General features: G+C 47.0%; 15 protein-coding genes. 9 read left to right on the top strand and 6 right to left on the bottom strand.

Features of this window, described 5'->3' with window-relative positions; genetic code table 11:
* Positions 1-12 precede the first annotated feature (12 nt).
* From gcvPA to ACZ5V1_RS04500, 7 genes are all read left to right on the top strand, one after another.
* Positions 13-1,347, top strand: coding sequence for an aminomethyl-transferring glycine dehydrogenase subunit GcvPA (gcvPA, locus tag ACZ5V1_RS04530; protein ID WP_464390819.1), 1,335 nt, complete (start codon positions 13-15; stop codon positions 1,345-1,347).
* Positions 1,347-2,795, top strand: coding sequence for an aminomethyl-transferring glycine dehydrogenase subunit GcvPB (gene gcvPB / locus ACZ5V1_RS04525; RefSeq protein WP_464390818.1), 1,449 nt, complete (start codon positions 1,347-1,349; stop codon positions 2,793-2,795). The genes gcvPA and gcvPB overlap by 1 nt, the downstream gene beginning before the upstream one ends.
* The gene (locus ACZ5V1_RS04520) at positions 2,785-4,146 is read left to right on the top strand and encodes a dihydrolipoyl dehydrogenase family protein (protein ID WP_464390817.1); all 1,362 of its coding nucleotides are present in this window, start codon (positions 2,785-2,787) and stop codon (positions 4,144-4,146) included. Before gcvPB ends, ACZ5V1_RS04520 begins: the two co-directional genes overlap by 11 nt.
* Before the next feature lie 575 nt (positions 4,147-4,721).
* Positions 4,722-5,258 carry a GNAT family N-acetyltransferase gene (locus ACZ5V1_RS04515; RefSeq protein ID WP_464390816.1) on the top strand — a complete coding sequence of 179 codons (537 nt, stop codon included), beginning with the start codon at positions 4,722-4,724 and terminating at the stop codon, positions 5,256-5,258.
* Positions 5,259-5,276: 18 nt separating this feature from the next.
* A complete protein-coding gene (locus tag ACZ5V1_RS04510; RefSeq protein ID WP_464390815.1) occupies positions 5,277-6,569 on the top strand; it encodes a MerR family transcriptional regulator in 1,293 nt (430 codons plus the stop codon).
* Between the two features lie 336 nt (positions 6,570-6,905).
* Positions 6,906-7,916, top strand: coding sequence for an OmpA family protein (locus ACZ5V1_RS04505; protein WP_464390814.1), 1,011 nt, complete (start codon positions 6,906-6,908; stop codon positions 7,914-7,916).
* A gap of 309 nt (positions 7,917-8,225) precedes the next feature.
* Positions 8,226-8,636, top strand: a complete 411-nt coding sequence (locus ACZ5V1_RS04500; protein WP_464390813.1) for a hypothetical protein — start codon at positions 8,226-8,228, stop codon at positions 8,634-8,636.
* Between the two features lie 228 nt (positions 8,637-8,864).
* Here ACZ5V1_RS04500 and ACZ5V1_RS04495 read toward each other — a convergent pair whose 3' ends face one another.
* The 4 genes from ACZ5V1_RS04495 to ACZ5V1_RS04480 form a co-directional block, all read right to left on the bottom strand.
* Entirely contained in the window at positions 8,865-9,464 is a 600-nt protein-coding gene (locus ACZ5V1_RS04495) for a Vat family streptogramin A O-acetyltransferase (RefSeq protein ID WP_464391604.1), read from the bottom strand.
* A gap of 239 nt (positions 9,465-9,703) precedes the next feature.
* Positions 9,704-11,335, bottom strand: coding sequence for a sigma-54-dependent transcriptional regulator (locus ACZ5V1_RS04490; protein WP_464390812.1), 1,632 nt, complete (start codon positions 11,333-11,335; stop codon positions 9,704-9,706).
* Positions 11,325-13,025, bottom strand: a complete 1,701-nt coding sequence (locus tag ACZ5V1_RS04485) for a two-component system sensor histidine kinase NtrB (protein ID WP_464390811.1) — start codon at positions 13,023-13,025, stop codon at positions 11,325-11,327. Before ACZ5V1_RS04485 ends, ACZ5V1_RS04490 begins: the two co-directional genes overlap by 11 nt.
* A 250-nt stretch (positions 13,026-13,275) precedes the next feature.
* Complete coding sequence (locus tag ACZ5V1_RS04480; RefSeq protein WP_464390810.1) at positions 13,276-16,455, bottom strand: AsmA family protein; 3,180 nt, start codon at positions 16,453-16,455, stop codon at positions 13,276-13,278.
* Positions 16,456-16,716: 261 nt separating this feature from the next.
* Between ACZ5V1_RS04480 and ACZ5V1_RS04475 the strand changes: the two genes are divergently transcribed.
* Positions 16,717-17,688 (top strand): D-2-hydroxyacid dehydrogenase, encoded by a 972-nt coding sequence (locus ACZ5V1_RS04475; RefSeq protein WP_464390809.1) that lies wholly within the window; start codon positions 16,717-16,719, stop codon positions 17,686-17,688.
* Between the two features lie 498 nt (positions 17,689-18,186).
* Here the strand turns inward: ACZ5V1_RS04475 and thiC are convergent, their stop codons facing one another.
* Positions 18,187-19,476, bottom strand: a complete 1,290-nt coding sequence (gene thiC / locus ACZ5V1_RS04470; RefSeq protein WP_464390808.1) for a phosphomethylpyrimidine synthase ThiC — start codon at positions 19,474-19,476, stop codon at positions 18,187-18,189.
* A gap of 151 nt (positions 19,477-19,627) precedes the next feature.
* The gene (locus ACZ5V1_RS04465) at positions 19,628-20,098 is read right to left on the bottom strand and encodes a hypothetical protein (protein WP_464390807.1); all 471 of its coding nucleotides are present in this window, start codon (positions 20,096-20,098) and stop codon (positions 19,628-19,630) included.
* 412 nt (positions 20,099-20,510) lie between these two features.
* Between ACZ5V1_RS04465 and ACZ5V1_RS04460 the strand changes: the two genes are divergently transcribed.
* Entirely contained in the window at positions 20,511-21,785 is a 1,275-nt protein-coding gene (locus ACZ5V1_RS04460; RefSeq protein WP_464390806.1) for a radical SAM family protein, read from the top strand.
* Positions 21,786-21,934 lie beyond the last annotated feature (149 nt).

Here is a 21,934-nt window from a genome sequence, read left to right as displayed (position 1 = left end):
AAAGGAGACGTTATGCCGTATACCCCGCATACTTCTGAAGAAACTCAAGCAATGCTTGATATTATCGGTGTTAGAACCATTGACGACCTCTTTGCAGATATCCCTGCAGAGATGCGTCCTAAAAGCTTTGACCTGCCTCAGGGTCTTAGCGAAATGGAATCCTGTGCCTACTTTGAAAAGCTTGCCGGTAAAAACAATACCGATCTCGTAAGCTTCCTTGGTGCTGGTTTCTATAACCACTATATTCCTAAAGCCATCGACAACCTCGTTGGTCGTGGTGAATTTTATACTGCGTACACTCCGTACCAGCCTGAATCCTCTCAGGGGACTCTTCAGGCTATTTTTGAATTCCAGACTGCCGTCTGTAACCTCCTTGAAATGGACGCTGCAAACGCTTCTGTTTACGATGGTGGAACCGCTATCTTTGAAGCGATCATGATGGCAGTACGCGCAGGACGCAAACGCAAAAAAATCGTTATCGATGAAAGCGTTAACCCGTTCTACCGCGAAATGGTCGACACCTACACCGATAATATTGATATCGATATCGTTGTAGTGCCGCACACCGAAGGCTTATCTAATTTAGAAGCTCTTAAAGCTGCTATTGATTCAGATTGTGCTGCCGTTGTGGTTCAGAACCCTAACTTCTTCGGTAACGTTCAAGACTTTACCGAACTGTTCGAACACGCTCACGCTAACAAAGCTGCAGGTATCATTTCCGTTTACCCTGTTATGCAGTCTGTAATGAAAACTCCTGGTGAAATGGGAGCAGACATCGCAGTTGCTGAAGCTCAGAGTCTCGGTCAGCCTCTCTCATTCGGTGGCCCGTACCTTGGCGTTATGTCCTGTACTAAAAAAATGATCCGCCAGATCCCTGGTCGTATCGTTGGCCGTACAGAAGATATTGACGGCAAAACAGGTTACGTACTTACCTTGCAGGCTCGTGAACAGCATATTCGCCGTGCAAAAGCTACCTCCAACATTTGTTCCAACCAGGCATTGTGTGCGCTGCGCGCTCTTATCCACATGTCCCTGCTCGGACCTGAAGGGCTTATCCGCACCGCTGAATTAAGCATGGAACGCGCTCATTACCTTGCAGACCGCCTCTCTATGATCGAAGGCGTTGAGCTTATTAACGACGCGCCGTTCGGTAACGAATTTGCCATCCGCCTGCCTATCAATGCTGAAGAAGCTATTGAAGCACTTATGGACAAAGGTTTTGTTACCGGCTTCCCTGTTGGCCGTTTCTACGAGGGCATGGACGATGTTCTCCTCGTTGCTTGTACTGAGCTGCAATCATTTGAACAGATTGGTGTATTCACCGAACTGTTGGGAGGTATTCTCTAATGAAAACCATTTTTTCCCAATCCGTTCCGGGTCGTACCGCTTGCCTGCCGCCAATGCCGGAAGAACGCGCAGAGCGTTTTCTTCCTAAAGAGCTCATGCGTGCAAAACGTCCTGCACTGCCAGAAGTTAGCGAACTTGATGTTGTACGTCACTTCACCAAATTAAGCACTTTCAACTACGGTGTAGATTCTAACTTCTACCCGCTTGGCTCTTGCACAATGAAATACAATCCGAAGTTTACGGAATTCATTGCTGCATTACCAGGTTACACCACCCCGCATCCAGCTCTCGCACAGTTGCCTAAAGGTGCCCAGTATACTCAGGGCTCTTTGCAGACAATGTACGAAGCAGAAGAGATGCTGTGCGAACTTACCGGTATGGAAGCTTTCACCTCCCAGCCTATGGCAGGTGCTAACGGCGAACTTACCGGCGCGCTGCTTATTGCTGCGTACCACAAGCACAAGGGTAACAAAAAAACCAAGATCATTTGTCCGGATGCAGCACACGGCACCAACCCTGCCTCTGCTGTACTTGCAGGATACGAAGTTGTTAACATCGAATCCAAAGACGGCATCGTAGATCCTGAAGCTCTCGAAGCCGTTCTCGATGACAGTGTTGCAGCAGTTATGATGACTTGCCCGAACACGCTTGGTCTTTTTGAAAGTCACCTCCCTGTTATTGTAGAAAAACTGCGTAAAGTTGATGCACTCCTCTACTACGATGGTGCTAACTTTAACGCTATTATGGGTAAAATGCGTATCGGCGACGTTGGTTTTGACGTAGTTCACCTGAACGTACACAAAACCCTTGCTACCCCGCACGGCGGCGGTGGCCCTGGTGCCGGTCCGGTTGGTGTAAGTGAACGACTTGTACCGTTCCTTCCGACACATCGTCCTGCGAAAGCTGCCGATGGCACCTACTACCTTGATACCGATATTCCTGAATCCATCGGGCACATCTCTCCATTCTACGGCAGCTTTGCAGTAATGCTCAAAGCGTTTGCCTACATGGTTCGCCTCGGTGGTGAAGGTCTTACTCAGGCAACAGAACGTGCAGTTCTTAACGCTAACTACATGCGTAAGCGTTTAGAAGACCATCTCCACATTCCTTACAACCGCATCTGCATGCACGAATTCGTTGCATCAGCCAGCAAGTTGCAGGATGAATGTGGCGTGCGTGCACTCGATCTTGCAAAGGGTCTGTTAGAAAAAGGACACCATGCTCCTACTATCTACTTCCCGCTCATCGTAAAAGAATGCCTCATGTTCGAGCCAACTGAAACAGAAAGCAAAGAAACCCTCGACGGTTTCCTTGATGACCTTATTGACCTCATCGAAACAGCTAAAAAAGATCCTGAAGCTCTTTTCTCTGCACCTCACAATACTCCTGTTCGCCGTCTCGACGAAACCAAGGCAGCACGTGAAATGGTGTTAGTCGATGAAGTATAATATTGTTGTAGTGGGTTCCGGCCCTGGCGGACTTAAAGCAGCCACTCGTGCTGCGTCCTCCGGACTGAAAACCGCACTTGTTGAAAAAGCCGATATTGGTGGAACCTGCCTCAACTGGGGTTGTATTCCTACCAAGATGTTCCTTGGTGCAACGGCTGCCAGCCCGCTCCTGCATACACAAGCAAAAGCGAAAACTGCCACAGGAAGCCTTGGTTTCGATCTGCCGACTCTCGTGCAGAAAAAAGACCGCTTCATTAAAGGCACTCGCAATGCAGCAGAAAAGCAACTGGCAAGCCTCGGTGTAGACATACTCAAAGGCACTGCTTCTTTCAGCAACCCGACTACCCTCACCGTTACTAACGATGAAGGTTCAAGCGACGTTGCATTTGATAAGTTGATCATTGCCACAGGTTCCATGCCAACCGCATTTCCGGGGCTGGAGCCAGACGGGGATTGTGTCCTCAACTCTTCCCATGTACTTACGCTTACAGAGACTCCAGAGTCTCTCATCATCGTAGGTGCTGGCGCTATCGGGCTCGAAATGGGTGACTTCTTTAGCCGACTCGGCACAAAGATCACCATCGTCGAAGCTCTGCCAGGGCTTGCTCCTACAGAAGATCCGGATGTTGGGGAAACCTTCCGTAAGATCCTCAAGCGTGAGAAATGGGGAATTCGTACCGGTGAAAAAGTGCAGAGCCTCAAAACCGTTGACGGTAAAGCGGTTCTCACATTCGAATCCGGTGAAACACTCACTGCGGACAAAGCACTCATGGCCGCCGGCAGAAAACCTGCATCCGAATCACTCACCCCTGCCGCGGCAGGAATTGATTGCATCGGCGCAGGCTGGATTGTCACAGACGACCACTTGCTTGCAGCAGAGAACATTTACGCCATTGGTGACGTAAATGGTCGTACCCTGCTCGCACACGCAGCTGATCATCAGGCTGGTTACGCCGTAGCCCACGCCGCTGGTAGCATTACCGCAGCGTACGACTCCGGCCCAATGCCAGCATGTATCTACGGGCATACTGAAGTTATGCGCGTCGGCCCTAACACTGCTGAACTGCAGAAGGCAGGCCACACCGTAGAAACATCTACCTCAATGCTCGTAGCAAACCCTATCGCGCAATCCTACGGGTCAACGCAAGGGTTCGTAAAAGCTCTCTGGGTAGATAACAAAGTGCACGGCATCGTAGCAGTAGGCCACGGGGTATCTCACCTCGTCGCCGCAGCAACCATCATTGTTAAACAACAATGGGCTCCAGAAGATGTACACTCCATCATCTGGGCACACCCAACGCTCGATGAAGCGCTGGAAATGGCGCTGCTCGCTCCGCGTAAACCTGCATAAGCTACTACATACAAAAAAGACCGTCTCGTTGAGGCGGTCTTTTTTTATGCCTATGCATTTTTCTTTCTTCTTTTCTTTTTGTCTTTTTGTCTTTTTGTCTTCGACGAGCCTCCGGCGGCCAGAGAACCTTTTTGAAAAAAGGCTTCTCTGGACTCTCCAAAAACTTTTACTTGCGAGGTCATCACGTTCTTTGCGTAACCTCGCGGCTTATACATCACTACCTTGCCTGAACTAAAAAAGGGCTGTCCTACATAAATAGGACAGCCCTTTTCTCATTATTCAAGTCAGTGAAATTAAGCCGCGTGAGTAATACATTTACGAGCGTTCTTCGCATAATAAAAGTTTCTGGAGATTCTTAAGAACCTCTTGCAAGAGGTTCTTAAGCCGCCGGAGGCAAAACGTCGTAGACCAAAAACATCGCAGACACCCCGCTGGCAAGCGTTGCCAAAGGCACACCACCGCCTCACCCAAAAAAATTCAACCGTTGACCTGTCTATAGCTTCATACTGTATATGTGTGCTGAATCCATCCTATTGGGCTGAAACATTCATATAATATGTAAAGAGGATACAACGATGAATATCAGTATTAAAAAAACAAGCGTTAGCGATCTTTCGGAAATCATGCGTGTTGAAGAAGAGGCATTCGGATACCCAAAAGAGGCGAATCTGGTACGCGCTCTACTAAATGATCAGACTGCGGAACCGGGATTATCGCTACTGGCTTTTGATGGCGATGAAGCCATTGGGCATATTATGTTCACGGCTGTCAAAATAGAGGGCAGTGATATTACGGCTTCTATTTTAGCCCCCCTTGCGGTTGTTCCTAAATCTCAAAAAAAGGGCGTAGGCGGAAAGCTTATCAGTACAGGGGTAGATTTATTGCGCGAGGCAGGAGTCAGCATCGTGTTTGTGCTTGGGCACCCTACATATTATCCTAAGTACGGTTTTGCTCCTGTTCATCCCCATGCTATTAATGCTCCATACCCAATTCCGGAAGAATATCGCGATGCCTGGATGATGCAGATTCTGGATGATACCGTACCGGAAACCATTAGTGGAACAGTTGCTGTTTCTGACCAACTGAGCAAGCCGGAGCACTGGCGAGAATAATTAGACAAGGTGAAGTTCATGTATACAGTCGGCAGACTTGCCAAAAAATTTGGCTTATCCAGAAGTACACTCCTCTATTATGATTCAATAGGGTTGCTTTCCCCTACTCAGCATACAAAAGGCACTTATCGCCAGTATTCAGAAGATGATGCAGAAAGATTACGTCGTATCTGTATGTATCGGGAGACTGGCGTAAGCCTCAAAAACATTACTCAGATTCTGGCTTCAGAAACAACATCTGAAACTGCCGCTGTACTCGAAGAAAGGTTGCAGGCGCTGAGTAAAGAAATGGCAATGCTACAGAATCAGCAAAGGATTGTGGCAGATTTACTCCAAAAATCTGCCCTGCCGGCTACCTCTGTAAACACAGACACATGGACAACCATGTTTAAAGATGCAGGCTTAAGCACAGAAGACATGCGCCGCTGGCATGCAGACTTTGAACATCTGAGCCCTGACGAGCATGTTCAATTTCTCAAAGGACTGCATATGCCGGAAAAAGAAATTTCTATGATCCGCTCATGGGCGGGCGCACCACAGTCCATCTTAAAGTTACAGCAGGAGTCAGAAGAATTTATGACAACTTTTTTTCGTTTCTATGAAGGGCTTGATAGAAAAGGGCCGGGCAACTATGCGGAAACATACCGAGCGCTACAGCTTTGTACTGATATTCCAGCAGAACCAAATATTTTAGATATTGGTTGCGGCAGCGGAAACAATGCTGTTGACCTTGCAAAAATGTCCGCTGGCACCATTACGGCAATAGACATTTATGAGCCATATTTGAAAGAAGCACGGGATAAAGCGCATGCTGCCGGTGTGGGCGACCGTATTGTCACGCGAAAAGAAGATATGGCAAAACTGCCATTCAAAGCTGAAGAATTCGATATTATCTGGTCGGAAGGTGCTTCATACATAATGGGGTTTGACGCTGCACTTGCTTATTGGAAGCAATTCGTCAAGCCGCGGGGATACCTTGTAATAAGTGAAGCAGTATGGTTGCGTGACGATAACTCTGAAGAATTGCAGAGTTTTTGGAAGGAAGCGTACCCCGCAATGCGTAACTCCGAAAAGAACATTAACGCAATAAAAGAAAAGAGTTACACGTTAGTGGGGAATTTTGTTATACCCGAGTCAGACTGGGATATTTTCTACGATGCACTTGAGTTGCATGTACAAAATTTACCCCTTGCATTGCTCGACGAGCCATACGCCGAGGACATTTTGGCGCTCATACACCGAGAAATCCAGCTCTACAGGCGGTTCAGAGGGCACTATGGATACGAATTCTATGTGATACAAACGACCTAATAGCACATGTAGTTCAATGCGCCGCATTCGCGCCCACAAGGCTACCTCTACTACCCATTCTAACGGAGCTGAAAAACAGAAAAAAAACTTACGTAAATCTAACAGCCTCCAACCTAGTAATATTTGTAGCCTTATACTGTGCCTACAGGAAAAAATCTGCACGGAATCATCGTTTTTCGTAAGGCTTTAATTTCATTACTCTAATTATTCTTTTGAAAATAAGCACATAGTTTCATAAACATCCTTGTCGCACTCCTCTGGTTGCCATATATTACATCTTGACCACGCATAATTTGACCTAAACCAGAAAAACAATACTAGCCGGAGGGGACCAGTATGACGATTAAGAGAACATTGCTTATCGCGCTTTCTCTTGTGTTGTTTGCTACATCCGTAGTCCAGGCGCAAGAGTACATCCTTCAACCTAAAGTTGCCAGTTTCAACTTCCTTATTGATGACTCTGGCTCCATGATGATGCACGAAGCGCAAACAGGAAAGAAAAAGATCGTCCTTGCAAAGAACATTGTTCTGATGATCAACGAAGCGATGCCGCCGCTACCTTACATGGCAGCAGCTCAGACCTTCACTCCTTTCCAACCTATCGTTGGCTACGGACCGCATGATGTTGGAGTAATGGCAAGAGCAGTTAACTCCATCACTACAGACAAAGAAATCCGTGCACGTTGGACCAAAATTGGTGAAGCATTTGATCTGCTCACACCAATGGCAACCAAAATGGCATGCAGTAATGCAGTGATCCTTGTTACTGATGGCGTAAGCAATATGGGTCCAGACCCAGTAGATTCCCTTATGGGCTTCTACAATGCTAACCCACAGACTTGTGTACACTTCATCTCTTTTGCAGACACAGCAGAAGGCAGCGAAACATTGATGGAAATGTTTAACCTTAATTCTTGTTCAGTAATGGCAGACGGTAAAACATTGCTTAATGATCCGATTGCATTCAACGAGTTTATGGTTGACGTATTCTACACACCAATCGAAGTTGCTGACGAAGTTATCGTAATTGATAACGTACTCTTCAAGTTTGATTCATCTGCACTCCGCCCTGAAGTTCGTTGCATCTTAGATGAAGCAGCAGCTATGATCTTAGCTAGCGGAAATTGCACAACTGTTATTGGTCACACCGATTCCATCGGTACAGCCAAATACAACATGGGACTGTCACTACGTCGTGCAATGTCTGTCCGTAACTACCTTATGAAAAAAGGCGTACCGGGCGACTCAATCGAAGTAGTTGGTAAAGGTGAATTCGAACCTGAATTCACAAACGAAACAGCCGAAGGTCGTCGACTTAACCGTCGAGTAAACATCGTGCTCCAATAGTCCATACAACCAATGCCCGGCAGGAAGCCCTGTCGGGCATTTCTGATTGTTAAAATTCGCATTGTGCCTTACTAAAACGAACATACGACACATACTAAGCTCATACTTCTCTTCCTGCCCTCTTCTTAAAATCTCACGCTCCCATTCTTCTTCAGCCATACTTTCTGCTCACAACCAATGGCACTGCACCACATTATCCTAACAAGAGAAATTACAACTGACCATGACAACACCCTTAGCAGTTAGCCCCTGCAGGTATTTTCGCAGCAGCGACTTCTGGTATTGTCATCCAATCTTCAGGAGATTCTCATGAAAAAGGTTTTGGTTCTGTTCATTATGGCTTGCGCGACTTGCCTGCTCACCACACCTTCTAGTGCTATTACTCAACAGGAACTACAAAATTCTCTGCGCCTACATGCAACAGAACATCTTGACACGATGTGCAGACAGATGCCTGATTGCGGCGGAAAAGTGAAAACTGAAAAACGCCCAGACGGTACATGGACTCGTTCCTATTGCGAGTTAAAGAAAGACAGTATTAAAGTAGCCGTCCATGAGGTTAAAAACTCAGGAGCTTATGTTGGCACCATCAAATATGTAAAAGTAACGTACGAAGCGATGGGACGCTCAAAGCAAGAGGTTATGCAGCAGCAATTCCGTGTTGCTGAAAAGAACCGCGTTACTAAAATCCGCCAATATAAAAACGGCCACTGGCAATAGTTTGAAACACGCATCCAGGCGCAATCTACACAGAACTAGCCCTCCGCTCATCCGTAACCAGCACCACCGCCTGTTGATGCACTTAACTAAACACCACGATAAGATTTAAAAGAGACCTGACGCATTACGTGTCAGGTCTCTTCTTTTGATTTAACCACGCATATGGCACAAAAAAAGACCTGATGTCATGAACACAGGTCTTTTCTATTTACAGTCTATTCCAGAAATTTATTGACCGCTGCGTAGTGCTTCTATGTTATTTCCTACGACAGCCTCTAGATTTCGGGTGATTTTTTCTTTTGACCAATCCCACCACGCTATATTGGTAAGCTCACTGATGGTGGTTTCATCAAAACGATATTTAAGCACTGTTGCTGGATTTCCGCCCACAACTGCGTATGGCGGAACATCTTTTGTTACAACAGCCTTGCTGGCAATAATAGCACCGTCTCCGATGGTAACACCGGGCATGATGGTTGCGTCGTATCCTATCCACACATCATTGCCTATGACGGTATCTCCCTTAAATGGCAGATCACCGCTTTCGGGCATTACTTTTTCCCACCCGTTACCAAAAACCTGAAAAGGATATGTCGAGAATCCAGAGACCTTATGGTTTGCCCCATTCATGATAAATGTTGTCGCGCGGGCAATTGCACAAAATTTACCGATGATTAATTTGTCTCCAATGAAGGGAAAGTGATAGAGAACATTCTTTTCAAAGTTCTCTACACCGTCTGGATCATCATAATAGGTGTAGTCACCAACGATAATATTTTCAGATGTGATGAAATTTTTAAGATATCCGACTTGCGGAAATCCTTTCATAGGCTCTTTGTCATTCGGATTTGGACCAAACAAGGAGTATCTCCATACTAGTTAACGGACAAAAAATAGAATTTCCCATCTCAAAAGGTAGTTCCGCTTAAGCCGCGAGCAAGCTTAAATAACGTGCTGGCTCGCAAATAAAAGTTTTTGGAAGGGGGTCTGGGGGAGAACCTTGTTTCAACAAGGTTTCACCCAGCCGCCGGAGGCTCGTCGAAGACCTGCCAGAGGCACAAAACTGTCTAACTTCTCTTGGTCAACCCATACTTGCGTAACTTGTACTGAAGCGTACGCCTGCTGATGCCGAGCGCATCTGCTGTGCGTTCACGGTGCCCACCGTTGGCATTGAGCGCCTCTATGAGTGCTTGCCGCTCTGCGTCATCAAGAGTCTTGGGTCTAGAAATAGTCCGTGATCCGTTGCCATTTTGTGGCGGCATTTGCTCTGCTTGCCCGTTGTACCCTTGCTGCCCGTTATAAGCTGCTTGATTATTGTAGCCACCTTGACTGCTGAAGTCGGTACGATGGAAATCTGTAGGGGTAAACTCTGGCTGCCCGAACCCGTTTTGTGCTGCTGCTTGACCCGAAAAATCTGTACCGGATGGTGCATTAAGATTCGCCTGACCATAATTCTGCTGCCCTGAAGGCATGCCATCCTGCTGTGCAAACTGTGTCTGCATGGTCGGTGCAACCTTTGGTGGCTCGATAAACACTGGCGGCAATGACTCGACGTTGAGAAGCTCTGAACGCGAAAGAATGAGCGCTCGTTCGAGTACATTCTCAAGCTCACGGACGTTACCGGGCCATGCGTGCGTGGTGAGCTTCTGCATAAAATCAGGACTGACACCGCGTACACTTTTACGGTTCTTGCGTCCGAGCTTGTCGAGAAGACGGCTGACGAGCAACGGCAGGTCATCAAGACGATCACGCAGCGGCGGAGAAATAAGCTCCAGCACGTTAAGCCGGAAATAGAGGTCTTCGCGGAACTCGCCTTTTGCAACGGCTTCGCGGAGATTACGGTTTGTTGCCGCAATAATTCGTACATCAATCTCAACTGGTTTGACTGCCCCAAGCGGCTCTACCACGCGCTCTTGCAGGGCACGGAGAAGCTTGGCTTGCAGCTCAATCGGCATTTCACCGATCTCATCAAGAAAGATTGTTCCACCCTTTGCGAGCTGGAATCGACCGGGCTTGTCTTTAACTGCTCCGGTAAAGGCACCACGGACGTAACCGAACAGCTCACTTTCGAGCAGGTTACCCGGTAAGGCTGCGCAGTTGATTTTCACCATTGGGAAAGCGGCACGGTTACTGCGCTCATGCAGTGCTTCTGCAATAAGCTCTTTACCGGTACCGGATTCACCCATGACGAGGACGGTTGCCTCGGTTGGTCCGATTTGACGGATAAGCTCAAGCATATCCTGCATGGCTGCACATCCGCCGATGATTTTCTCGGACGGATCGTTGCCAATAAATTTTTTGCGCAGATTATCGTTTTCCGCAAGCAGCCTGCCGTGGGTGTACGCTTTTTCAAGCACGGCTATAAGTTCATCGTTGTCTGCTGGCTTGCTGAGATAATCAAATGCACCGCGTTTCATTGCTTCAACGGCTGAACCGACTGTGCCGAACGCAGTAAGCATAATTACAGGCAAGTTTGGATATCTTTCCTGAATAATGGCGAGTGTTTCACTGCCGTCTATGCCTGTCATCCGCATATCAAGGAGAACTACGTTCACATTGTGCGATGCAAGATGTTCGATACCGGCTTCACCGGAGCTTGCCTCGGCAACACTCCAACCTGCATCTTCTACAACCGCACGCACCATCATGCGCAGTGCCGGTTCATCATCTATAACTAAAAGCTGTTTATTATATGACATAATTTTCCTCATCTTCCACGTCGGGGAAAAAGAGTGCGATGGTGCATCCACGTCCGGCACTGGATTCAATCAATGCCTTTCCTTCGTGTTCCATCATGGTTTTGTTGATTAAGGCAAGCCCGAGGCCAGTACCTTTTGATTTTGTAGTGTAGAACGGTTCGAATGCTTGATCTATCTGCTGCTTGTCCATGCCGGGGCCGTTATCCCGAACAAAAATCCAAACACCATCTTCACCGTGAGCAGACGCAATATGAATCTGCTTTTTCTCGGTTCCGGCTGCTTCCATCGCATCAAGGCTGTTGAGCATCAGGTTAATAACGGTCTGCTTCAATAAATCAGCATCTGCCTGCACATATGATGACTCGAGGCTGACTTCCAACTGAACGTCTTTTCCTTCCAGATCAAGACGCAGTAAGTTGCTGATGCCCTCTGAAAGCTCCAGAAGATCGACTTTTTCTTTTTGAACAGCACGAGGGCGGGAAAGATACAGCAGGTCTGTAATTACGCGGTTCAGCCTGTCAGCTTCGGTAATCATAGTCTGAGCGTATGTTTCGTCCGGCTCTTTGCCTTTAAATTTTTTGGCGAAATATTGTGCAAAACCACGTAATGCGCTGAGCGGATTTCTGATTTCGTGCGCCATGCCAGCGGCAATTGTGCCGAGGGCAGCCATCTTTTCAGCATCCTGCAAGCTTTTTTCCAGCTCGCGGAAACGCGTTCTGTCACGAATCAAAACGAGACGAGAACCGGCTTCTTTGTGCTCTTTAAGCGGCACGGAAAGAATTTCCAGATGCGAACCCTGAACCGTTACCTGTTCCCAGTTTGCGTTGGAATCCAGCGGTAAATTTTTAAGGCAATTTGCAAGATCTTCAGGAAGATCTGATACCGAGAGTCCGGCAAGCCCGCTGCCCTTTGCTTGAAAAACATCATGCGCGGCGGGGTTTGCGGCTCGGATCACATTATCCGGACTTACAATAAGAAGCCCATCCGGCAGGTTATCAAGCAAACGCGCCTGAAAACGCTCAAGCTGCAAGGCTTTGCCTGCAAGCTCTCGTCGTTTGAGCAACGCCATAGCAAGCGCCCATGTAAAAATTGCGGCTATGAGAATATATGCAGCCTGAAACAGTGCGTTCTGCTTAAACCCTTTGTAAATGGCAAAGTGCTTAGTCATGTCCAGACCAACAACAAGGAAGGTGTTTCTCTTCGGTGCATCCGGTTCCAGCGACTGAGTTTCCAGCCCCTGACTATGCTTGGCATACACGTATACACGGCGGTCACCGAACTTGGCGATGCCATCCCATGTGCCAGTCTGCACCATTGTAGGAATAGCCTGCTGCGGGAACAGAATGGTATTAGAAGCGCCACCCTCGAGGGAAGAAAGAATTTGGCCGCCCTTTTCATCAAGCAGACCAACAAACATTACTTCACCGCTTCGCTGTAACTCGCGAAAAAACTTTGCGGTACTCGGTAATCCCGCCACCTTATCATTTTGGGTAAGAATGCCGGTGCGCAAAGAAATATCAACAGACTGAAGTACCGAGCGTGCAGTTAATTTAAGATGCTGCAAGCGCGCTTCTTCCTGCTGACGCAAGGTTTGTCCTGTCGAAACAATAAGCGAAAGCCCAATTGTAATCAGGGTTACAATTGCGATGATGATTGTGCTTCGCTCTTTACTTAAATCTGCAATTTCCATGTATATCCTGATCTCATCAAACTGATGGGAAGTAGTGTAATCTATTTATATGTAGACGTTTTCTATGCCGATATATGAAAAAGTCGTGCCAAAGTGAATTTTTCTGCACAACCGTAGTCATTACTGCAAGTTGTTACACATACTGCGCATAAAAAAAGGTCTCCAATCACAAGGATTGAAGACCAAGGTGCATTTTTTTTCACATTTGCACAAGTCGTTTGTGCAACTAATTGCACTGCACAAGTTGCACTTATTTGCTGGACGGGAGTAAATCCAAGGCTCTAAATGGAATGAGTACGGCATCTTTAAGAATGGAGAAGACACCACCACCAATTTTACCGACAGTACGCGGAACAACGCTTAAGCCGTCCACTGTAACTTTAGGATCATTCCAGTCTCCCACAATGGTTACAGGAACCGTTGGAATACGGGCGTATGTTACGTTTACCTTGTAATCAATATGCCTCTTCGGCAGGTCGATTTTACCACCACCGCTCATATCAACAAAAGGTGAAACAACAGCTGTGTTGGTACTACTCAAAACACCCTGCTTAATATCACCATCACTCACCGCGGAGGTAAATGTTGTTTTTTGGATCTTGCCTTTTTTATCTTTGCTGAATCCGAAGAAGCCGTCTTTTACTGAAATACCCCAAATGCCATCAAGGTTTGCAAGTATGTCGTAGCTGGAACCTAGTTGCCCATGGGCTTCCACATAGCCTGTGCCCATTCCACCAAGGTAATCCTCGCCCGCAGCACCCTTTGATGCCAGCGCCAAGTCTACGTTGTTGGCATTAGCCACAATTTTACTATCCAGCTTACCATTGAGGACGCCCCCGAATTCACCGGAGAACGTACCATTATACATAGTTGCTTCCAACGGCCCTATCTGCACCTTGCCATCACCTATGCTAATAGGCGTTACCAAATTCTGTGCATCAATAGGATCAAAGCGTAGGGAACTTACTTTCAAACTGCCCTTCATATCAATTTTGTTCAGCCAATCCAAATCCCACGGTTTTTCATTGAAAACTTCAGCACGCACATCCACGTCTTCCGGCGGGAAATAGCGCGTCAGCATAATATCACCAAGCGCTGCGTCTGCACGTATAGTTGGAATTGTACCGTTAAGGTTAACCAGCACAGAACCTTTCAATGCGGAATCATCCACGTACCCGACTACATTGTAGAGAGCGTAGCGTCCTTTTCGTAGATCAAATTCACCACGCAGACTTGCACGTCTGAATGCAGCTGCATCACGCGGCTGCCAGCGCAACAGTTCAAGCGTAGTTAAAAGCGGTCGCAGATCAAATTCCTGTCCCGCAAATGTGCCCTTGATTTCAGGAGCAGTAATAAACTGCTTACCGTTGCCCTGAACGCTGAAACTCTGGTTATCGAAGGTAAACATACCGTCGCGGATAGACAGATCTTCTGTCTCCATATTGTATGTGCACTTGCTTACCAGACGTGCTGTGAGCGGAACCCGTGTTTCGTTTACAGCCATAGTCCCGTTCCAGGTCATATCCAGATCGATATTATCACCACGCACAGGTAACACCCGTTTTGCGCTCATAGTGATCGGACCTTTAACTTTGGTAAGGTACGAAACAGCGGAATCTTTTCTGTCGAAAAATACAGACAGATCCCAGAAATATGGAAGATCATTACCAGCTTTATCAGGCACCTTTGTCAGGCTTTTACCGGACAAATCAATTTTCAGTTCTTTAAAAAAGTTTTTTCTAGATGCGATCTTACCGTCAGCCCGCTGCTTACCCAGAGACTTCACATACCCATCTCTAAAAATAGCATTAATCTTGCCGCCAAGCCCTGCTACCAGACCAAACACAGTACGTGCTTTTGCGCGAACATCGATTGTGCCATCCGCAACACCTGCGATAACCGCATCGCCTGTAAGGATACGGGCAATCTCTGCTGTTTTCACCTTCTTGAATGTAGCTTTCAAACCAAGCTCATCGGTAATCCTCAGCACGGAATCTAGACTGCCGCCGTATGCGTTACCAATCTTGTAAGAAGTAAGCGTGTCATTGTTTGGCGCTGGCCAGCAACGGAACGCAAGATTATTAACAACAAAGCCATACGCCGTGGCACGTTTAGCACCTACGCGGATATCGTAGCCCACAGAAAAATCGTCAAGCGGGTCAGCTTTAGCTTTGACATTGGCTTTAGCTTTTGAATTTTTATCCGCAACCGATTTAGCATCTGCTGGCTCATCAGGCGTGTAGCGGAAAATTGGCGGAGAATCATCCGTCGGCTTAGGTAATACCTTCGGCGGGTTCAGTCCTATTTCCGGAAAAATTTTGTTTACATCAATGTCATTGCCCTTAGCATCAATATAGATCACCGGATCAGAAAAATCTTTAACGCCGCCGACACCAGTAAGCTTCATGCCCAGCACATCAGCTTTTAAGTTGTCAGACCACACGCGATCCTTTGTCATCACAACAGTAAGTGTACCGTCGATGCTATCAAGTGCGTGATTCAAGCTAGTCGGCAGATTCTCTGTAAAACCAAACCAGTACGGCAAGCTCAAGTCCTGCACAACCGCATCACCTGCAAGCTTCCAGTTCTCGTTGGTAATATCTGTAAGCTTACCATTAAAGGCCAGTCTGCCCTTGGCAACTTCTGCCTTAACATCAGTAAGCTTAACCTCACCCGCAGGCCAGTTTACATCATACACGACGTTAATAGCTGTAGGAACAACACGTCCTTCCAGTTCAACACTGCCAGTCCAGTCCAGCGAACCGATAACGTTTTCGATGGTAAGGGTTTTGGACGTAAAATCAGTCTCACCAACCAGCTGCAACTGCCCCTGTGTAGGCACAATATTGCTTTCAATGGCGCACGATATATCGAATAATGTTTTTGTACTAAAATCAACCTGCAAGCTCATATCTGTTGCAGCAACAAACTCTTTTCCGTTGTCAGTCTTGCGTTCCCATACAACACGGCCACGTTGAATATCGATGCCCTGCAAGTCAAAACCACCGGCGATATCACCCATGGAGAACTTCACATCAACATCGGCCATGTCGTCTTTATCTCTCGTCAGCAGTTCGTCAGAAAGAACAACTTCCAAGTCTTGCAAGCTCAAATGGTCAATAAAGACCTTGCCCTCAAGCAGTGTTGGAATGTCTACGCTGGATTGTACGCCGCCGACGCTCACAATAGCTGTGCCTGAATCAGGATCAACAACCTTCACGTCCGAGGCTTCAATGGCTAACGGAACAATAGAGAGATCCAACTCACCATTAATATTCCACTGATACCCCGTCGCCTCTGTGAGGTTACGTTCAATCAGTTCTGGAAAATTGGACGATTGGATGTACCATCCCGCATACGCCAAAAGACCACCGAGACAAACGACTACCGTAAGGAAGAAATAAAAAACTATACGTATTGCTACACGCACTACTAACCTCATACAAAAAATATGTTTTAACGCTTTTTACTGTGACACTGTACTATACACAGGGCATAAAGCAAATAAGTGCCGAACGAATGGTAAAAGAAATACACTTTACCGAACTCTAAGGCTTGCATACAGTAAAACGGCTAACTTTGCTGTTGCATTAACAAAATTGAACGCAGAAAAACACTTCTTAACAAACTGCCTAAAATACAAATATCTCTGCAAAAGCAAGGGATACTAACAATACTGGAGTAACGAACAATGAAGACGGTAATTCTTGATGGCCAAACGCTTAATCCCGGCGATAACCCATGGACTCCTATAGAAAACATCCATTCCGTTACCCTTTACGAGAAAACTCAAGAAGAAGACATTATTCCGCGCAGTAAAGATGCAGAAATTTTGCTTACCAACAAAACACCGCTCACAAAAGAAACACTCCAGCAGCTACCGAATCTTAAATATATTGGGGTGCTAGCCACAGGCTACGATGTCGTAGACATCAAAGCCGCTGCCGATCTCGGGATTCCGGTAACCAATACCCCCGGCTATGCTAACAACGCAGTACCAGAACACGTCTTTGCGCTTATCTTCGAATGTTACAGACAAATAAGCTTACATTCCCAGCAAGTAAAGCAAGGAGAATGGGGACAAAACGGTCAGTTCTGCTTCTGGAACACGCCTCAACGCGAAATTGGCGGAAAAACCCTCGGTATTATTGGATTTGGCAACACCGGCAACAACGTAGCGCGCATCGCCAACGGTTTCGGTATGAACATCCTCGCCTACGCACCGCGTCCCAAGCCAGTGCCAAGTTACAACAATTTTGCCTACGCAGAACTGAACGAAGTGCTCGCAAAGTCAGACATCATAACGCTGCACTGCCCACTTACCCCCGACACAAAGCACATCATTAACGAGCAGTCACTCAAGCTCATGAAAAACGACGCTATCCTCATCAACACAGCCCGCGGGCCACTCATTGACGAGCCAGCAGTGGCAAACGCACTCAACACAGGCACCCTCGGCGGGCTAGCCGTAGACGTTGTAAGCAAAGAGCCAATCGCAAAGAATCATCCGTTCCTTTCTACGCCCAACACCTTCGTTACACCCCACCTCGCATGGGCAACCATCGAAGCACGCATGGCGCTTATGCAAATCGCCGCCGACAACATAGCAGCTTTCATCAACGGTACACCTCAAAACGTTGTGAACGGGGTAACAGCTAAGTAACAATTTTGTTTTTGCCTAATTTTTGCCGTCGGCGAGCCTTTTTTGTCTCCGACGGCTGGGGGAAACCCTGTTACACTGTCGCTTTCTGTAATCTCTCGTACCTCGAGAACAGCTACCGCTTTGGAAAAGGGTTCTCCCCCAGACCCCCTTCCTAAAACTTTTATTATGCGAAAAAAGCCCGTCATTTAATATTTCACGCGGCTTAATCCCACTGACTGGAATAATAAAAAAGGCTGTCCCAAGATAATAGGGGCAGCCTTTTTCTTTTTGAAAAGGTAGTGAGAGTTAAGCCGCGAGAGTAGGCAAAAAACGTGCTGCCCTCGCATAATAAAAGTCTTTGGAGATTTTTAAGAACCTTTCTCCTTAGAAAGGTTCTTAAAGCCCCGCTGGCAAGCGTTGCCGAAGGCGTCGTTGAAGACCCGTCGGAGACACACAAGACTACAAAAAACAAAAAAAGACCTGATACACAGAATGTATCAGGTCTTTTAGAGTGCGAGATTAGTTAGAACACTGAGGATCTTCTTCGATCATCTTGTAAGCGCAGAATTTGCCACACATGGCGCATTCGCGATGGTCTTTATGTTCTTCTCTACGCTTATCAACCATTTCCGGATCGAGAGCGAGGGTTTTCATACCTTCCCAATCGAGAGCTTTACGCGCACGGGAGATACCGATTTCGCGTTCTACAGCTGCTGGTCTGCCCATGCAGGCTTCAGCGGCTTGAGCAGCAATACGGGACGCAATTACGCCTGCGTGAACATCTTCGATGCTTGGCAGTGTAAGGTGTTCCGCCGGAGTCAGGTAGCAGAGGAAGTCAACGCCAGCTTTAACAGCAATTGCTCCACCGATTGCGCCTGCAATGTGGTCGTAGCCCGGGCTGCTGTCGATAACGAGCGGTCCGAGAACGTACAGAGGTGCGCCATTGGTAAGCTTTTTAATGCTGATAATCTGAGCTTCAACTTCGCTCAGAGGAACGTGTCCCGGTCCTTCGATCATGCACTGAACGCCAGCTTCAAGGCCACGTTTAGCCAGCTGACCGAGTACCATAACTTCTTCCCACTGTGCTGCGTCACCGGCATCGGTGCCAGCACCAGGGCGAAGACCATCGCCGAGGGAAAGAGTAACGTTGTACTTGCGTGCAATCTCAAGAATACGATCGTATCCGGTGAGAAGCGGGTTTTCTTTGCCGTTTTTCAACATCCAACGAGCGAGGATGGAACCGCCACGGGAAACAATACCCATGGTACGGCTACCGTCTGTCGCAAACTGAGCACCGCGCATAGTAAGACCGCAATGAACGGTCATGTAGTCTACGCCCTGCTTTGCTTGCTTTTCGATTTCTGCAAAAAGCTCATCCGGCTGAATATCAGCAGGATCGCGGTCGCTATCAAGGTAAACCTGAGCAACTGCGTACATTGGAACGGTGCCCAATGGAAGCTTGGTTGAAGAAACCATTTCTTTTCTGATTTTATCGAGATCACCACCGATGGATAAATCCATCACGGTATCAGCACCTGCGTTAATGGCAGTTTGCAGCTTAACCATTTCACAGCGTACATCGTTTTTCAACGGTGAGGTACCGATGTTGGCGTTAACTTTTACAGACGCCGGTTGACCGACCAGCGTCGGAATTACCTCGGGGTGTTCAGGGTTACCGAGCAGTACCATGGTACCTTTTTCGATAGCCTGTCTGATAACATCAGCTTCCAAACGCTCTTTTTTTACTAACTCATCAATATGTGTTTCTAACAAACCGGCGAGTGCCGCGTTTTTTGTCAAGATAGACATGTTATCACTTCCTATTGTGTGCGTAGAAAGAGCTATGGAACAAACAACAACGGCGGCATTACAAACGAATGTTGTATAATATGCAAGCGGCACAGACAATTTTTATGTAAAAAATCGTCTGCGCCGCAGAATATTCTATGGAGTGATGTGACTACTGTCCGGTAGCAGTGCGAAATTCATCGCGATATTGTTTCATATTCTCACCGGAGATGCGGTTAAAGAGCACAAGCACTTCTGCTACACCCATTGAGCTGATATTTCTCTTTTTATACGCTTCAGCCTTGGTGACATCGTCATTATCGATATGTCCTTTGGACAGCAGGTATTCAACAAACGACATATATTTGTAGCGTTCTTTTTCTAAAACACGCTCATTTTCTGCCTGTCGGGACTCCGCAAGAGACCGTTCCAGCAACATGTATTCTTTTGTATATTCTGCTATACGCTCACTTAACGAGCCAATTTCAGCTTCGTAAGCGTCCTTTTTCATTTCCATACTATTGTTTTCTGTCTCAAGCGTTGCAAGCGTATCGCGCAGTTCATTATACTTCTTCAGCAATGACAAAAGAATAAGAATCAGGGTTACACCGCACGCGAGAACAATAAAAAACATAGATTCCATACCAAGTGGCTCCATTCAAAAAAACAAATCTTATATGCTTAACGCAACACGGCTCGAATAGAGCCATGGACTTCCGTAAATGTATAAACGATGCAGCGACCTATTTATATGTTGGCTTATGTTCTCCGGCAATGACCTTCAGGGGTTTTCCGGTAAAAAAAGAACTGTAACCATCAATAGATATTCATGTTTTTCTGTGCATCATTTGTAACAGACAAAATCTACCTGAAACACCTATCGGATCTTTTTCAACTATCTTAAGGCCATATATATTTTTTATTTTCTCTACGAAAAATGGAACCCGACCAGAAAAGTACTTTTTGCCAGCATGTGCACTTTTATGTATGACACAACCAACTCAACCAAATTCACTACACAGGCGACTACGCCTGTTATTTTATAGAGAGAGATAATGGCTTCTTCAAATATTCGCCCAAAGCTTCTTGTGGCAGACAAAGACGGTAACATTTACGACCATCCAGAACTGCTTATGCTGTGCCGCCGTGGTAACGACCTCGCTCAGCCGCGTCCGGATGAGCTCATGCCGCTTCCTGAAGGCAGTGACATTTTCATGCTGCCGGGTCGCCGTGCACTTGGTCTGGACGGAGAAGACGGCGAAGTTGAGCAGATGGAAGAATTTGCAGTGGCAGCATTTGTTGCGCCTGCACATACTCTTACTGCCCACGCCGCCTACAAAAGCGATGATGACGCACCTACCCTGCCGCTGTTTGCATACGGCGCTGTAGGCTTTGCCAACGGCAAATTTTATGTAGCAGCAAAAAGAGTAGATCAGGACGTACGTCAGGTTTTCAAAGGCTTCTCCGGTAAAAAAATTAACCGTTTTGCCAACGTAATCTTAGAAAAATACAAAGAAAACCGTCTCATGCAGCACATCATGAATAAATGTGTGCTCAAGTACTCCTGCCCGGCAGCAAAAAACCTTGCAATCGGTCGTTACGAAGCACCACTGCCTACGTCCCGTACCTGCAACGCACGCTGTATCGGCTGTATTTCTTTTCAAGAAAACACTTCCCAAATCTGTGCTTCCCCGCAGGATCGTCTGGACTTTACCCCGACAGCGGAAGAAGTTTGCGGCGTAATGCGCCACCATGCAGCGAACGAAAAAGATAAGCCAATCTTCTCATTCGGTCAGGGCTGCGAAGGCGAACCGCTGACTGAAGCAAAAATGATTACCGAAGCGATTACCATGTTCCGTGCAGAAGGCGGACGCGGTACCATCAACATGAACACAAACGCTTCCTTACCGGACAAAGTGGCAGAACTTGCAGACGCAGGCTTGTCATCCATCCGTGTAAGCCTTAACTCTGCCCGAGAAGAAGTCTACACCCGCTACTATCGTCCAAACGGCTACTGTTTTGCGGATGTAAAACAGTCCATCTTGGAAGCAAAAGCGCGCAACAAGTGGGTTTCACTCAACTTGCTCTACTTCCCGGGCGTAACAGATTCCGAACCGGAATTTGAAGCGTTAGTCAACCTTATTACGGATACAAAGCTCGACTTCATTCAGCTTCGTAACCTTAATATTGATCCGGAAATGTACTTGGAGTTACTGAACGGTATCGATTTTGGTGCAAGTATGGGCTTTACCTTCTTTAGAAAAAGACTCAAAAAGGCATGTCCTTGGATTAACTTCGGGTACTTCAACCCGTTTGTTGACGAAGAGTAGCACCGCTACGACAGCTATCAACAAATCTGCATCCAAGTTATTGGGTGCAGATTTTTTTTGCCTCTGGCGGCGGGCTTCCCTGAGGCGGCTTGCGGTTAGCGAGCCTGTGGCTCTGGTAACTTTTGCCTCTGGCGAGTCTTAACTAGCTA

Source organism: Halodesulfovibrio oceani subsp. galateae, assembly GCF_055397225.1.
Note: the sequence above shows the minus strand (reverse complement) of the source record. Positions and strands in the feature narration are given on the sequence as shown.